The following is a 15,332-nucleotide window of genomic DNA, read 5'->3' on the forward strand; positions in this document are numbered from 1 at the left end:
GTTCGTCGCTTGTATCAGGAAATCCGGAAATAATCCGGTCGCCCTGTCGGCCAGGGATCGCCCCACATCTGTTGCCCGCCGTCGATGTTCAGAACTTCACCAGTCACGAATTTTCCGGAACTGGCCGCCATATAGACAACGCCTTCCGCGACATCCCATTCGTCCCCGGCGTGCCGCATCGGATTGGAGTCCTGAAAGGTTGCCGCGCCCTCCTCGGGATAGTTCCCGAAACCGTTGCTTTCGCAGCACCCCGGCGCCACGCAGTTCACGCGGATGTCATGCGGCGCCCATTCTACTGCGACCGATTTGGACAGGTATATCACCCCCGCCCTGGCCGCGCAGGTATGCGCGATGCCGGGCATCCCGCGCCAGACGTCGGCCACAATGTTCACGATCGCGCCCGGCTGTTCGTGCTTTACCCAATGGCGCGCCATGGATTGCATCATCCACCAGGTTCCATTGAGGTTGGTGTCGATGACGGCATTCCAGCCCTTTGGGCTGAAATCCAGGGCGGCCTGCGGAAACTGCCCCCCTGCATTGTTCACCAATACGTCAATCGAACCGAATTCCTGATTTACCCGGCCAACGAAATCCTCGACCTGCTCGGGATCCCGGATGGTCATGGGCATGGCAAAGGTTCTGGCACCCAGACCTTCGAGAAATTCCGTGGCCGACGCCAGCTTTTCCTCGTTGCGCCCGTTTATCGCAAGGTTGGCACCCAGCCTGGCGAACAGGCTTGCAATCGCCAGACCCAGACCACCGCCCGCCCCTGTGACAACAGCGGTCTTGCCTGCGAACAGATCGCGTGCGAAAACGGTCGAGCGCACTTTCAGGTCTTCTGGCGAAGAACCGAACTGCGTCTTATTCATGACGCCTCCTCCCTATCCCCATTTGGGGTTATTTCGATAATCTAACGCGCGTTAGAAAGTTAATCAAGACAAGAATATGCTTTGTGCCCGCACCTCGCATTCACATGGCAAATACCTGAAAATAAACGATTTTATCCACTGCCATCAAGAGTGTCCGCGCGGACACCGGTACGATGCGGAACGCCAGCGCTTCTCTGGCAAGGGGCGCGACGGGATATGTCCAGGCATCGCAGAATCCACCGAAAGCGATCCCTGCGGCTTTGCTCGCCCCGCCCGCGGCAATCGACACCGCAGGTCGCACGCCCGGCGTCGATCGTGCCGTCCTTGTGCATTCGGGCCTGCGCCATTTCGCCATCGCAAGACCCGAAGCTTTTGCAAATCGCGGTGCCCGGAGTCAGGCCGTCCGGTACCGCACGCCTGCCGGATGCCCCAAGGACAAGGGAAAATGAACTTGCCATTACAAATCTCGTGCCTAGCTACTGGCAACAATAGGCCATCAACCAGTTAAAAGCCTCTGCCAAGCGCCTGAGGCCAGGAAGGACTGAACGTCGTGGAACTCAACGCTGATTTCTCAAAACCGGTCGTCGTTCATTCGGACAGGATCGACTGGCAGCCTTCGCCGATCAAGGGCGTGGACAGACGTATGCTGGACCGGATCGGCGATGAGGTGGCGCGGGCCACCACCATCGTGCGCTATGCGCCGGGCAGCCGGTTTTCGGCGCACACCCATAGCGGTGGCGAGGAATTCATCGTTCTGGACGGCGTGTTTCAGGACGAGCATGGCGATTATCCGGCGGGCACATATGTGCGCAACCCCCCCACGACCGCGCATACGCCGGGATCGGAGGCGGGATGCACGATCTTCGTCAAGCTGTGGCAGTTCGACATGGCCGACCGCACCCAGTTCCACAAGGATATGGAGGCCGAGCTTGGCGCTCCGTCAGAGGGCGTCGCCACGGCAGTCCTGCACCGGGACGCGCGCGAAGTTGTGGCCTACAGCAAACTGGAGGCGGGCGCCGCCATGACGTCACATGCGCCGGGCGGGATCGAGATGCTGGTCATCAGCGGCACGGTCACGGTAGACGGTGACGTTTTGGAACGAAATGCCTGGCTGCGCCTGCCGGATGGCGCGGCTTTGACCGCGACGGCGGGCGATCAGGGGGCGAAGCTTTGGATCAAGACAGGCCACCTGACCCATGCAAAAGCCCCGGCGGTTTGATCATGGCGATCAGGAAGCCTCGGTCCGTCTTGGGCGCTGCGCCGCCAGAGGCCGGGGCAATGGCTGCGCCATTCGGCAGTTGAGCGACGCACCCTTGACCTGTCTCACATTACGGCCCCCCGGATCATAGGCGATCTGCAAGCCACGCCAAAGGCAATTTGAAACGTGCAAACCCAGACCCTTATCATCGGCGGCGGTCTGTCCGGACTGGCCCTTGCCGCTCGGCTGGCCGCGGAAGGACGCGATTTTCGTCTGGTCGAGGCCCGGGACAGATGGGGCGGTCGTATCCTGACCGAGCGGTTTGGCGAGGGTGCGTTTGACCTGGGCCCGTCCTGGTTCTGGCCCGGTCAACCCCGCATGGCCGCCCTGACCGAGCGGCTTGGATTGACACGATTTGACCAGTTCTACGAGGGTGATCTTCTGTACGAAGATGAAACCGGACATATCCAGCGTGGGCAAGGCTTTGCGTCGATGCAAGGCTCATGGCGGCTGCGCGGCGGTATGGGCAGTCTTATCGACGCCCTCGTGCGCGACATTCCCGAGGACCAGCGTCTAAGCGCGACACCGATCCGGGCGCTGCACGGAACGGCAGATGGCGTCACGGCCCGCACCGATTTCGGGCAGGAAATCAACGCGCAGCAGGTCGTGCTGACCGTGCCCCTGCGGATCGCGGCGCGGCTGTCCTATGTCCCGGCGCTGCCGAATGACACCATCGCCACGATGGAGAGCATTCCGACCTGGATGGCAGGACAGGCCAAGGCCGTGGCCGTTTATGACCGTCCTTTCTGGCGGGACGCGGGCCTGTCCGGTGACGCGATGAGCAGGTTCGGCCCGATGGTCGAATGCCACGATGCCAGCCCCATGCGGGGCGGGCCCTATGCCATATTCGGCTTTATCGGCGTTCCGCCCGCAGGCAGGCGCGATCGCCACGCCCTTGACCGGCAGCTTCGCGCGCAGTTGTCCCGGCTCTTTGGCCCCGAAGCACAGGCGCCAAAGAGCCTTTTTGTCAAGGACTGGGCGGCCGATCCGTGCACGGCAACCGATCTGGATCACCGGCCTGTCCATGCGCACCCCGACTATGGTCTTCCGCACGTTCTGTCCCGGCTTTGGGACAATGCGCTGATCCTCTCCGGGACCGAGGTCGCGCCGACATTCGGCGGCTTTCTCGAAGGCGCGCTTGAGGCCGCGGACCGCGGCTATGACGCTCTGCAACGTAACGGGGATTGAGATGTGATGGCCGACGGCGGCACCGCAATGGTGGATGCCGCCGCGCGCACAGCACGATTTCGGATCAGCCCGCCGCGTCGGCGCTCTCGGGATCGGCGTCTTCTTTCGGAGGCTTGATCCGAAAGAAGAGCGCATAAAGCACCGGAACCGCAACGAGCGTCAGCACCGAAGCGAATGCAAGGCCGCCCATGATCGTCACCGCCATCGAGGCAAAGAAAGCATCCGGCAGAAGCGGGATCATCCCGAAGATCGTCGTGCCGGCCGCAAGCACCACAGGACGCAGACGGCTGACGGACCCATCTATGATCGCCTTGTAATCCGCGACACCCTCGGCGCGTTGCAGGTCGATCTCTTCGACCAGGACGATGGCGTTCTTCATCAGCATGCCCGAAAGCGACAGGAAGCCAAGCAGCGCGGTGAACGTAAAGGGCAATCCGGTGAACAGCAGCCCCAGCACCATACCCGTCACCGACATCGGCACGACAAGCCACAGGATCAGCGGTTGGCGGACCTTGTTGAACATCAGGATCGAGATCGTCAGCATCACAAGAAAGCCCAGCGGAAGCTGCTTTCCAAGACTCTCCTGAGCCATCTGGGCGCTTTCGAACTCTCCGCCCCATTCCAGGCTATACCCGTCAGGAAGCGAGATGGCCTCGACATCGGTCCTCACGCTCCGAAAGGCTTCATCCGCGGTCAGATCACCGCGCGCGCCCCCAAGGACAGTGATGGTCCGCTCGCGGTCGCGCCGGTGAATGAGCGCCTCGACAAGTTGGGTTTCGAAACTTGACACGAGGTTGGCCATCGGCACGTATGATCCGGCCCCATCGGACCACACAGACAGGTCACGCAGGCGGTCAACCCCGTCGCGTTCGTTCTCGGAAAGACGGAGATGGATCGGGATCACCTCGTCGTCCTCGCGCAGCTGACCGACACGCAGCCCGGAGGTTCCGTACTGAATGGTGTCGGCAATCGCGCCGCGCGTTGCGCCGGCCAGACGCATGCGCGATTCATCGACGATGGGTTCGATGAGGATCTCGCGCTGGCGCCAATTGGTGCGCGGATTGGTGATTGTACCGGCATCCTCGTAAATCCGCATCGCGTCATCCGCGAGCTTGCGCAGGATGACCGGGTCAGGCCCCGAAAAACGAACCGCCACATCGGCACCGGAAGGCGGCCCGAACACGATTTCTTCGACACGGATCAGAGCGTGGGGAAATTCGGCGGGCAGATCCCGGTTCAGCCGGCTTGCGATAGACGAGATTGCCTCGGGGTCCGCGACCCGGACGATAAGCTGGCCATAGCTGGGGTCTGCCTGCTCGGGGTTGTAGGTCAACATGAAGCGGCTCGCGCCACGCCCGACAAGGGTTGTCACGTCCGTCACGTTGTTCTCGGCCAGAAGCACTTGCTCCAGCCGTTTCATCTCGTCGTCGGTGACGTTGACATCGGTCCCCTGTGGCATCTGGACCTCGACGTAGAAGATCGGAGTGTTCGATGCCGGGAAAAATGCCTGCTTGACCTGCCCGAAGGCCATCACAGACCAGACGGTAATCCCTAGGATTGCCAGGACGACAATGACGCGGGACCGCAAAGCAAGCCACAGGAACCAGCGGTAGACCCCGTAGAACGCCCCTTTGTAGGGATCGTCCGACGTGTCCTTTGGCGCGCGAAGCAGCAGCTTGCCGAGGTAGGGCGTGACCGAAACGGCAAGCGCCCAGCTCATCAGCAGCGAGATCGCGATGACCGCGAACAGCGAGAACAGGAATTCGCCGGTCGCATCGGGCGACAACCCGATTCCGGAAAACGCCATGATCCCGATAACCGTCGCGCCAAGCAAGGGGATCGACGTGGCGGTTTCGGTCTCGGCCGCGGCGTCCTCCGCCGTCTTTCCGCGCGCCATCCCGATCACCATCCCCTCGGTGATGACGATGGCATTGTCGACCAGCATCCCCATGGCGATGATCAGCGCGCCAAGGCTGATCCGTTCCATCTGTATGCCGAACACAGACATGAAGAACAGCGTCGAGAACACCGTCAGCCCCAGGGTCAAGCCCACCACCAGGCCCGCGCGCCAGCCCATGGTCAGCATCAGCGCGGCAACGACAATGCCGACCGACTGTCCGAGACTGACGAGAAAGCTGGAAACGGCCTCGTCCACGACGACGTGTTGCTCGTAGATCGGAACGATTTCGACACCCTCCGGCAATTTCGCCTTGAGCCGGTCCAGACGGGCCGAAACCCCCTTGCCCACCTCGACCACGTTCCGGTCTGTCAGCGCCGACACGCCGAGGGTAAAGGCCGGCGTTCCGTTTTGCCGGATGACCTGGCTGGGCTGTTCGGCCTCGTCGCGGGTCACTCTGGCGATGTCATAGACCGCGACCTGACCAACCTCTCCCGCCACGCCAAGCCGAAGTTCCTCGATTCCTTCGGGGCTGACATAGCCTGGCGGAACCGACAGGCCGATCCGGGCGGGGCCCTCGGTAATCTCGCCGTTCGTGAACACCTGGTTTTCATCGGCGAGAACGCCCAGGACCTGGTTCGGAGGAAGACCCAGCTCTGTCAGCCGCGATGACGGGATCGAGATGTTGATCACCTCTTCCGCCAGCCCCTGAACCTCGACCTTGGCGACGCCATCGACAGTCACCAGCCCAAGACGCAGGGTGGTCGCCAGATCGCGCTGTTCTATCGGGCTCAGCCCTTCGGTCGTCACTGCATAGAACATGCCATAGACGTCGCCGAAATCGTCATTGATGATTGGCGGGCGGGCGTCTGCGGGAAGGTCGCCCTTTACGTCGCTGATGCGGCGGCGCATTTCGTCCCAGACCTGCGGGATTTCGTCGGGGCCGTAGGTCTGCTCGATCTCGACGGTGATCTGGGCCATTCCCGGCATGGATTTTGATTCCACCCGGTCAAGCTGCTTCATCTGCTGTAACGCGTTCTCGACGACATCCGCGACCTCTTCCTCGACCTCGACGGCCGTGGCGCCCGGGTAAGGCACGAAGACAAGCGCCGTTTTGAGAGTGAAGCTGGGGTCTTCGAGGCGGCCCACTGTATTCAGCCCCCAATAGCCGCCGACGAAGCAGAAGATGATGACCAGCCAAGCCGCCACAGGACGCTTGATGCTCGCGCGTGAGATACTGAATGCCATGGGTGTGTATGGATCCTATTGAAATACGGGATCAGAGGCCGGAAACCGTCACTGACTGATTGTCTCTGAGTCGCCACCAGCCGCCGGAAACAACCAGCTCGTCGCCGTTCAGGCCTTGCAGGACGACAATCTCGTCATCGACCGGAAGCCCCAGTCGGACCGTCCTGCGCGCGACCTGGCCAGAAGATTCCTGATAAACCCAGATGGACGGGTCGGTTCGGCTTGTCGTGTCCACCGCCGATACCGGAACGAGGACGGATTGCGGGTGATTTTCGTCCGACGCGACGGCGATGCGCACATCCGCCGTCATACCGGGCAGGAGGCGCGGGTCGATATCGCCCGTGATTGCAAATTCCAGGTCATAGGTCTGCGCCGTCGGATCGGCATCGGTCGCGAACGAGCGCTGGACAAGCGGCGCGGTGTATCCCGGAACTGCGGGAAAACTCGCGACGATGTCGAACGCGTCGGGCGCGGAACGTGCAACAGCCGCAAGCTCCTCGGGCAGAGAAATCATGATCCGCATCTCACTGACATCTTGCAGCCGCGCGACCGGCGCGGCAGAGGTGACGTTGACGTATTCCTCGGCGAAGGTCCGCGCCACGATCGCATCGAAGGGCGCTGTGATCTGGGTCTGGGACAGGCGTCGCTTGGCCTCGCGAAGCGCGACGTCGGCCTGTGCGAACTGGGCGCGTGCCGTATCGAGGCGCGCATCGGCGGCGACCCCTCGCTGGGCAAGGCTCGAGGCGCGCTCGAACTCGGAATTCGCCAGGTCAAAGGAAGCCTGGGCCCGATCGACGGCAAGATTGAAATCGGCCTGATCGAGCTCTGCGATCACGTCGCCCTCGCGAATTCTGTCGCCCGGTTCGACGTCGAGGGAAAATATCTGTCCGGGTATCTGAAACGCAATATCCACTGTGCGGGCAGGTTCGACACGGCCGGCGACCCCACGGGATTGAGTGATCACCCGGCTGAGCGCACGGGTCACTTCGACGGTGACCAGTTGATCGGGGTCGGGAGTTTCCACCGTGTCGGTCTGGCTCGCCGCGGCGTCTGTTTCCGTCTGGGCCAATACATCCGTGAGTGTCCCCGGAAGAAGCGACACAGCCAGGGCTGCCGCAGCCGCCAGCACGATCACCGAAGCGATCCGTTTCCAGCTTCGGTTCTTATTAATAGAGCTCATAAATCATTGTCCTTAATCGTTCGATGACGCGTTTCCTGATCCCGCTGGCTGCCCTGGCTCATTCGCAACTTTACCGTCCGGTCGGTTTTGATTTCGGTGTGAGTTAGTCTGCGGCAGCACCAAGGTCCAGTTTTGATCTTCCCCGCTCCGATCCAAGGCGCGACCGTGTTGTCAAACGCGGGTGGATGCGGAAGGCCCGCCCCCTTGTGCCAGGCGTTCCCCGCCGAGTAGACCTGCGGAAACGCGGCAACCGATCCGCTCTTTTGCAATGCTCTGACGCATCGGTCAGTCGGCGCTTTCGAAGCCGGATGTTAGAAAGACCGCCCTCCCCGCTCGGCGCGTCGGCGGCGCTACGTTGCATCATGCCACGCACCTGATGCCAAAACGTAAAGAAAACCAACGCGCCGTGTCACCGGGCGCACCGCCCTCAACGCTGGCACACCCGCGCATATGTCGGGTTTGCGCAGCCCGACAGTGTGGTGGCGCTCCGGGCATCGGTGTTCACTTTTTTGACAGCTGGTTACCTTACCATACCTGCTTTAACATACGCCGCACCCAAACTGTTCCACAGCATCCGAACGGCAACCCCGAGGCTACCTGCAAGCCGAGAAGGACAGACAGACATGACGCGCATGCCAACTCTTTTCATTCCTCACGGGGGTGGCCCCTGTTTTTTCATGGACTGGTCGCCGCCTGACGAATGGGACCGGCATCGCCAGTACCTGCGCGACCTGCCCGCGACATTGCCCGCGCGCCCGAAGGCGCTGTTGGTGATTTCCGGCCACTGGGAAGAACCCGCATTCACCGTGCAGAGCAACGCCGCCCCACCGCTGCTGTTCGATTATGGCGGGTTTCCGCCCCACACCTATGAATTGACCTGGCCCGCGCCCGGCGATCCGGCGCTGTCGGAGCGCGTTCATGACCTGATCCGCGCCGCCGGGCTTCCGGTCGCGAAAGATGTCACGCGCGGCTTTGACCACGGCATCTTCGTACCGCTCAAGGTTGCCTTTCCCGATGCCGACATTCCCTGCGTCCAGCTGTCGCTTGCCAGTGATCTGGACCCGGAACGCCATATCGCGCTGGGGCAGGCTCTTGCGCCCCTGCGTGATGAAGGCGTGCTGATCCTCGGCAGCGGCAACACCTATCACAACATGGGGGTGCTTATGCAGAGCCTGCGCGCCGGCCCGCGGGGCGAGGTGGCCGGCACCGAATTCGATACCTGGCTGACCGACGCGATCACCAACCCCGATCCCGACGAACGCAACCGCAGGCTGGCGCGCTGGTCGCAGGCACCGGGCGCACGCAATGCCCATCCGCGCGAAGAGCACCTGATCCCGCTGCATGTCGTGGCGGGTGCGGCGGGGGCAGACATCGGTCGCAAGACCCTGGAGGATCAGGTGCTCGGCGCGCTCGAAAGCGCCTTTCGGTTCGGATGACAAGCAGCTCCGCAAAAGAGCACGGAACATGCCCGACGCGATCAACGGTCCCTTCATCCAGGCCGGCGCATCCGGTCAGCTCGGCAGTCGGGTCATCGACGAACTTCTGGCGCGCGCGGCCGAACCCATCGCCGCGATCACCCCGCACAGCGGACGAGCTTGCCGCGCTGCGGGAAAGGGGGATCGACACAGGGCCGGTGGTTTCCATGACCCGGCCACATCCGGCACGGCCTTTGACGGCCACGCGCGGCGGCGGCGGCTTGCCGCAGCGCGCGATCCCGCGACGGGCAAACGGCGCGCCGCGCGTGGCAACGCCATGTCCGCCGCCACGAAGGTCGGTGTGCCGCACATCCTCTATCCCTCTCTGACCAACCCGGACGAGAACAATCCGATCGGAATTGCGGCAGACCACCGCGGGACGATGATGTCGCCAGAGGATACCGTGCCGCAGATCGTCGAACTGGGCCGGGCAGATGGCGGCGACGGCATACCGTCGCGCATTGCCGAATTTTCAGAAGCCTGTTAAAAACGCAACATAATCACAGATGGGGATGAACCATCCAGCTTGCTCAGGTGGCACGTGATCGTTCGTTAATGCATCAGGCGACGTCCACGATGCGCGCAGGCGCGGTCAGAATGCCGAGTCCGGAGGGGCAAGGCGAGCCCGACCACCCGGCCGGGGCCCATTGACGCGTTTACGAAGACGCCATCAAAGAGTGTAGTGGTGACATCTTCGACCGATGACTTCACGCAATCCGGCCCGCAACAGCAATCGAGCACAGCATGAAAAACACCAGATACCTTCTCTTCACAGCGATTGCCGTGGCCGCGGCGATATTGGGTTTCCTGGTCTGGCAGGGCAACGGCAATGGCGCTGTCCCCGAAGGTTTCGCGCGCGGCAACGGGCGCGTCGAAGCCGTCGAGATCGATGTGGCCTCGAAGCTTCCCGGACGGATTGAAACGATTCTGGTGCGAGAGGGCGAGCTTGTCGAGGCGGGGCAACCGCTGGCCGCGCTTGACACCCGTCAACTGAAAGCCAACCGCCATCAGGCAGAGGCGGAACAGCGCCGCGCCGAGATCGCGGTTGAAAACGCCCGGCTGATGATCCAGCAACGTCAGGCCGAAGTGCGCGCAGCCGAGGCGGTTCTGGCGCAGCAGCAATCGGCCCTTGATGCCGCGCAGCGCCAGTTCGCCCGCTCCGAGGCGCTGGCGGGAAGCAGCATCGCGTCCGAGCGGCAACTTGATATTGACCGGTCGAACGCGCTTGGTGCCGAGGCCGCGGTCGCCTCCGCCGAAGCGAAGATTGCGGCGGCGCGGATCGGGGTATCCGCAGCCGAAGCGGCAGTGGTCGGGGCAGAAGCGGCGGTGGCGGCGGCAATGGCGACGATCGAATCGATAGACGTCCAGATCGAGGACAGCACGCTGAAAGCGCCCCGGCCAGGACGGGCGCAGTACATCGTTGCACAGGCGGGCGAAGTCATAGGCGCCGGCGGGCGCGTGATCAACATGATCGATCTGAACGACGTTTACATGACGTTCTTCCTGCAGACCGCCGCGGCGGGGCGCGCCGGGCTGGGGACCGAGGTCCGCCTGATCCTGGACGCGGCACCGGATATCGTTGTCCCCGCCGAGGTCTCGTTCGTGTCGGACGTGGCACAGTTCACTCCGAAAACCGTCGAGACCGAAATCGAGCGCGAAAAGCTGATGTTCCGGGTCCGCGCCCGAATCGCGCCCGATCTGCTGGAAAAATACCTGGATTACATCAAGACCGGTCTGCCCGGCGTCGCCTGGGTTCGGCTGGACCCCGCGCTGCCCTGGCCCGAGGCCGCCGATGGCAGGGTGCTGGAATGACCGCCTCCGGGCGGGTGGTGCGGACAGAGGGGCTTTCGCTTCTCTACGGCAAGGTCCGGGCGCTCGACGATGTGTCGATCGACCTGCCGGCGGGCTGTATCGTCGGCCTGATCGGGCCTGACGGTGTTGGCAAATCCAGCCTTCTGGCGCTGATCGCCGGGGCCAGGCGTATCCAGCAAGGCCAGCTTGATGTTCTGGAGGGCGACATGCGGCGCGCCGGCCACCGTGCCCGGATCTGCCCGCGGATCGCCTATATGCCGCAAGGACTTGGCCGCAATCTCTATCCCACGCTCTCGGTGCGGGAGAATGTCGAGTTCTTCGGCCGGCTTTTCGGCGAGAGCCGCGAGGAGCGCGAGAGGCGGATCGCCGATCTGCTGGAGGCAACCGATCTTGCACCCTTTGCCGAGCGCCCGGCGGCCAATCTTTCGGGCGGCATGAAACAGAAGCTGGGCCTGTGCTGCGCGCTGATCCACGACCCCGATCTGCTGATCCTGGACGAGCCGACAACCGGAGTCGACCCGCTGTCGCGGCGTGAATTCTGGGCTTTGATCGCGCGTATCCGCGCTGCACGTCCGGGCATGAGCCTGATCGTCGCCAGTGCGTATCTGGAGGAAGCCTCGGAATTCGACCACCTGGTCGCGATGGACGACGGCAGGGTGCTTGCCGCCGGCAGCCCCTCAGAGATTCTGAACCGCACCGGAACCGCCAGCCTTGACGAGGCTTTCATAGAACTTCTTCCCGAAGAAAGGCGCGCGGGACACCACGATCTGATCGTCCCGCCGCGTGACCCCGCAGGTCGCGGCGACTGCGTCGTCGAGGCTGAAAACCTGACGGTCCGGTTCGGAGACTTTGCAGCGGTCAAGGGTGTGAGCTTTCGCATCGGGAAAGGTGAGATATTCGGCTTTCTCGGGTCGAACGGTTGCGGCAAGACGACGACGATGAAGGCGCTGACCGGGCTTGTGGAACCCGCCGAAGGAACCACCCGGATCGACGGCAAAACGGTCGACGCGCGCGACATGGCCACGCGCAAGCGCATCGGTTACATGACGCAGTCCTTCTCGCTTTATTCCGAGCTGACGGTGCGTCAGAATCTTGATCTGCATGCGCGGCTTTTCGACATGGCGCCCGCCGGGATTGCGCCCCGTATCGCCGAGCTTGCGGAGCGGTTTGATCTTGAGGCGGTTCTTGACAGTCTGCCGCTGCAACTGCCGCTTGGGATCCGTCAGCGGCTGTCGCTGGCCGTGGCGCTGATTCACCGGCCCGAGGTGCTGATCCTGGACGAGCCGACCTCGGGCGTGGATCCGGTGGCGCGCGACATCTTCTGGCAGGCGCTGGTGGACCTGTCCCGAAAAGACGGTGTGACGATCTTCATCTCTACCCACTACATGTCCGAAGCCATGCGCTGCGACAGGATTTCCCTGATGCACGAGGGCCGCGTGCTTGTCAGCGACACGCCCGAAGCCATCCGCGAAGGCGCCGGCGCGGCGACGCTGGACGATGCCTTCATCCATCACCTGGAACGGGCACAAGGCGAAAACGGCACGCCCGCCGCGGCGCATCGGGTGGATCTCGTGGCGGAGGCTTCGTCGGCGCCACGTCGGCGCCACGGACGGGTCAGCCTTGCCCGGCTCCTGAGCTTTTCCTGGCGCGAGTCGTTGGAGCTGCGCCGAGATCCGATCCGCCTGACGCTTGCAAGCGTCGGCAGCGTGATCCTTATGATTGTGCTGGGATACGGCATTTCGATGGATGTCGAGGATCTCAAGTTCGCAGTGCTTGACTACGATCAAACCATCGCCAGCCAGTCCTATGTCAACGACCTGGCCGGATCGCGCTACTTCGACGAACAGCCACCGCTCATCGACCATGCCGACATCGACCAGCGGATGCGCGCCGGCGAAATCAGCCTGGCGCTGGAAATCCCGCCGGGGTTTGCGGCAGATGTCGAACGCGGCCGCCCCGTGGAAATCGGGGCCTGGTTCGATGGTGCCATGCCGATGCGTGCGGACACGGTGCGCGGCTATGTCCAGGGGATGCACGTTCACTGGCTGACCGACCAGCTGCGCCAGGTCTATGGCGAAGACGCTGTCACCGGCAGTTACAGTCTGGAAATGCGCTATCGCTATAACCCCGATGTCGAAAGCCTGGCGGCCATGGTGCCGGCGGTGATCCCGCTCTTGCTGATGCTGATCCCGGCGATGCTCGCCGTCCTGTCCGTCGCGCGCGAGAAAGAGACAGGCTCGATCGTGAACCTCTATGTCACCCCGGCGCTGCGACTGGAATTCCTGCTGGGCAAGCAGGTGCCCTACATCGTGCTGGGCTTTCTCAACTTCCTGTTGCTGCTGGCGCTTGCGGTGTTTGTCTTCGGGGTGCCGGTCAAGGGCAGCCTTCTGGCGCTTTCGGCGGGGGCGCTGGTCTATGTCATCCTGGCCACCGGGCTGGGCCTGCTGATCTCGGCCTTCACCCGCAGCCAGGTCGCGGCGTTGTTCTTTACCGCTCTGGCCACCCTGATCCCGGCCACGCAGTATGGGGGCATCATCGACCCGGTCTCGTCACTGGAAGGCATGGGGCGCGGGATCGGCGAGGTTTTCCCAACCAGCCATTTCGTCACCATCTCGCGCGGGGTGTTTGCCAAGGCGCTGGACTTCGGCGATCTGGCCGCGTCCTTCGTACCGATGCTTCTGCTAGTCCCGGTGCTTGTGGCGCTCGGGACGATCTTCGTGCGCAAGCAGGAGGCCTGAGCGATGCGACCCAGACATGTGCTGTACCTCGCGGTCAAGGAGCTACGCGGGCTGGTGCGCGACCCGCTGCTCCTGGCGCTGGTGTTCTACGCCTTTACGCTGGACATCTATTCCCACGCCACCGCCATGCCCGAGACGCTGAACCGCGCCACGATCGGCATCGTGGACGAGGATGCCTCGCCCCTGTCCCGGCGGATCGCGGATGCGTTCCTGTCGCCCTATTTCGTGACACCCGACCAGATCGACATGGCCGAGATGGATGCGCGCATGGATGCTGGCATCGATACGTTTTCGCTGGTCATCCCTCCGGATTTCCAGAGCGACCTTGTGGCGGGCGCCCGGCCCGAATTGCAGCTTAACGTCGATGCGACACGGGTCAGCCAGGCCTTCACCGGCGCGGGCTATGTCCAGGCGATCGTCGATCAGGAAGTCACCGGCTGGACCGGGCGACAAGCCGCGGTGCCGGTCGATCTTGCGCTGCGCGCCCGCTTCAACCCGGCGCTGGATCCTGGGTGGTTCGGTGCGCTGACGGCGGTGATCAGCGCCGTGACCATGCTGTCGATCATCCTGTCGGGGGCGGCGCTGATCCGGGAGCGTGAGCATGGTACCGTCGAGCACCTGCTTGTCATGCCGGTCAGCGCGGCCGAGATCATGACCAGCAAGGTGCTCAGCATGGGGGGCGTGGTGCTGGTGGCGGCGGGGCTGTCGCTGACCTTCATGGTGCAGGGTGTTCTTGGGGTGCCGGTGGCAGGCTCGTTGACGCTGTTCCTGGTGGGCGTGGCGCTGCACCTGTTCGCCACCACATCGCTGGGGATATTGCTGGCAACGATCTCGGGTTCGATGCCGCAATTCGCCATGCTGCTGCTTCTGGTGCTGCTGCCGCTGGAAATCCTGTCGGGCGGGATGACGCCGCGGGAATCGATGCCCGAGGCGGTGCAATACATCATGCTGGCGGCGCCCAACACCCATTTCATCGCGCTTGCACAGGCGGTGTTGTTTCGGGGCGCGGGACTTGCGGTGGTCTGGCCGCAACTGCTGGCGCTGGCGGTGATCGGATCGGTGATGTTCGCGTTCGCCTTGCGACGGTTCCGCGGCTTCCTGCGGTAACGCGGCGCTTCCTGCGCGCGTGGACACCTTTTCAACCGTCGCGGAAAAGGTCTGAATCCTCGACAACCTTTTGTGCCAGCAGCAGGCTGCATCCCAGCGCGTCGGCCAACCCGGCCGCGACCGACCGGCTCATCCAGCGCGTCCAGAGACCTTGGCGATGATGCCCGACGACGACCAGATCGGCCCCGGTTTCGGTCGCGACGCTTGCGATTTTCGCCACCGGATCGCCGAACTCCATGCGGACCTCGGGTGCCAGCCCCATCGCCGAAAGCCTTTGATGGCCTTCGTCAAGGATCCCCCCGAAATCGGCTTGCTGGATGGCGAGCGCGCCGACATCCGCGCCTTGTGCCAGCGCGTTGCCCGCGCCCGTTTCGACCACCGCCAGCAGGATCACCCGCGCGCCCGTGATCTGCGCCAGCCGCGCGCCTTCGCGCAGCGCCAGCCGCCCCTCGCGCGAGCCGTCGTAACACAGCAGGATTTTGGTATACATCGACGTATGTCTCCGGTGCGGGAATGACCCTTGCAAGATAATTGCATCCATATTAATTAGCTCTACAACT

General features: G+C 63.2%; 11 protein-coding genes. 7 read left to right on the forward strand and 4 right to left on the reverse strand.

From position 1 onward, the window contains the following. Window positions 1-14 precede the first annotated feature (14 nt). A complete protein-coding gene (locus BLQ77_RS20520) occupies window positions 15-869 on the reverse strand; it encodes an SDR family oxidoreductase (RefSeq protein ID WP_009504333.1) in 855 nt (284 codons plus the stop codon). Between the two features lie 550 nt (window positions 870-1,419). On the opposite strand from BLQ77_RS20520, the gene BLQ77_RS20525 reads away from it, so the two are divergent. Both BLQ77_RS20525 and BLQ77_RS20530 read left to right on the forward strand, forming a co-directional pair. Further along, on the forward strand, window positions 1,420-2,088 hold the full coding sequence (locus BLQ77_RS20525; protein ID WP_089962634.1) for a cupin domain-containing protein: 669 nt from the start codon (window positions 1,420-1,422) through the stop codon (window positions 2,086-2,088). A gap of 165 nt (window positions 2,089-2,253) precedes the next feature. Continuing rightward, the gene (locus BLQ77_RS20530) at window positions 2,254-3,315 is read left to right on the forward strand and encodes a flavin monoamine oxidase family protein (protein WP_089962635.1); all 1,062 of its coding nucleotides are present in this window, start codon (window positions 2,254-2,256) and stop codon (window positions 3,313-3,315) included. A gap of 64 nt (window positions 3,316-3,379) precedes the next feature. Here the strand turns inward: BLQ77_RS20530 and BLQ77_RS20535 are convergent, their stop codons facing one another. Together BLQ77_RS20535 and BLQ77_RS20540 are read right to left on the reverse strand one after the other, a co-directional pair. Next, a complete protein-coding gene (locus BLQ77_RS20535; RefSeq protein ID WP_009504340.1) occupies window positions 3,380-6,460 on the reverse strand; it encodes an efflux RND transporter permease subunit in 3,081 nt (1,026 codons plus the stop codon). A 31-nt stretch (window positions 6,461-6,491) separates the two neighbouring features. Next, on the reverse strand, window positions 6,492-7,640 hold the full coding sequence (locus BLQ77_RS20540) for an efflux RND transporter periplasmic adaptor subunit (protein WP_165617169.1): 1,149 nt from the start codon (window positions 7,638-7,640) through the stop codon (window positions 6,492-6,494). Window positions 7,641-8,263: 623 nt separating this feature from the next. On the opposite strand from BLQ77_RS20540, the gene BLQ77_RS20545 reads away from it, so the two are divergent. From BLQ77_RS20545 to BLQ77_RS20565, 5 genes are all read left to right on the forward strand, one after another. Beyond that, complete coding sequence (locus tag BLQ77_RS20545) at window positions 8,264-9,076, forward strand: DODA-type extradiol aromatic ring-opening family dioxygenase (protein ID WP_009504343.1); 813 nt, start codon at window positions 8,264-8,266, stop codon at window positions 9,074-9,076. A 28-nt stretch (window positions 9,077-9,104) separates the two neighbouring features. Further along, the gene (locus BLQ77_RS20550) at window positions 9,105-9,602 is read left to right on the forward strand and encodes an SDR family oxidoreductase (protein ID WP_089962637.1); all 498 of its coding nucleotides are present in this window, start codon (window positions 9,105-9,107) and stop codon (window positions 9,600-9,602) included. 257 nt (window positions 9,603-9,859) lie between these two features. Beyond that, window positions 9,860-10,927 carry an HlyD family secretion protein gene (locus BLQ77_RS20555; protein ID WP_089962638.1) on the forward strand — a complete coding sequence of 356 codons (1,068 nt, stop codon included), beginning with the start codon at window positions 9,860-9,862 and terminating at the stop codon, window positions 10,925-10,927. Next, window positions 10,924-13,665, forward strand: coding sequence for a ribosome-associated ATPase/putative transporter RbbA (rbbA, locus tag BLQ77_RS20560; RefSeq protein WP_089962640.1), 2,742 nt, complete (start codon window positions 10,924-10,926; stop codon window positions 13,663-13,665). The genes BLQ77_RS20555 and rbbA overlap by 4 nt, the downstream gene beginning before the upstream one ends. A gap of 3 nt (window positions 13,666-13,668) precedes the next feature. Further along, window positions 13,669-14,772, forward strand: a complete 1,104-nt coding sequence (locus tag BLQ77_RS20565; RefSeq protein ID WP_009504348.1) for an ABC transporter permease — start codon at window positions 13,669-13,671, stop codon at window positions 14,770-14,772. 31 nt (window positions 14,773-14,803) lie between these two features. Here BLQ77_RS20565 and BLQ77_RS20570 read toward each other — a convergent pair whose 3' ends face one another. Continuing rightward, window positions 14,804-15,313, reverse strand: a complete 510-nt coding sequence (locus BLQ77_RS20570) for a universal stress protein (protein WP_242661796.1) — start codon at window positions 15,311-15,313, stop codon at window positions 14,804-14,806. Window positions 15,314-15,332: the final 19 nt, after the last annotated feature.

This window comes from Salipiger thiooxidans, assembly GCF_900102075.1.
In the GTDB taxonomy this organism is placed as follows: Bacteria; Pseudomonadota; Alphaproteobacteria; order Rhodobacterales; family Rhodobacteraceae; genus Salipiger; species Salipiger thiooxidans.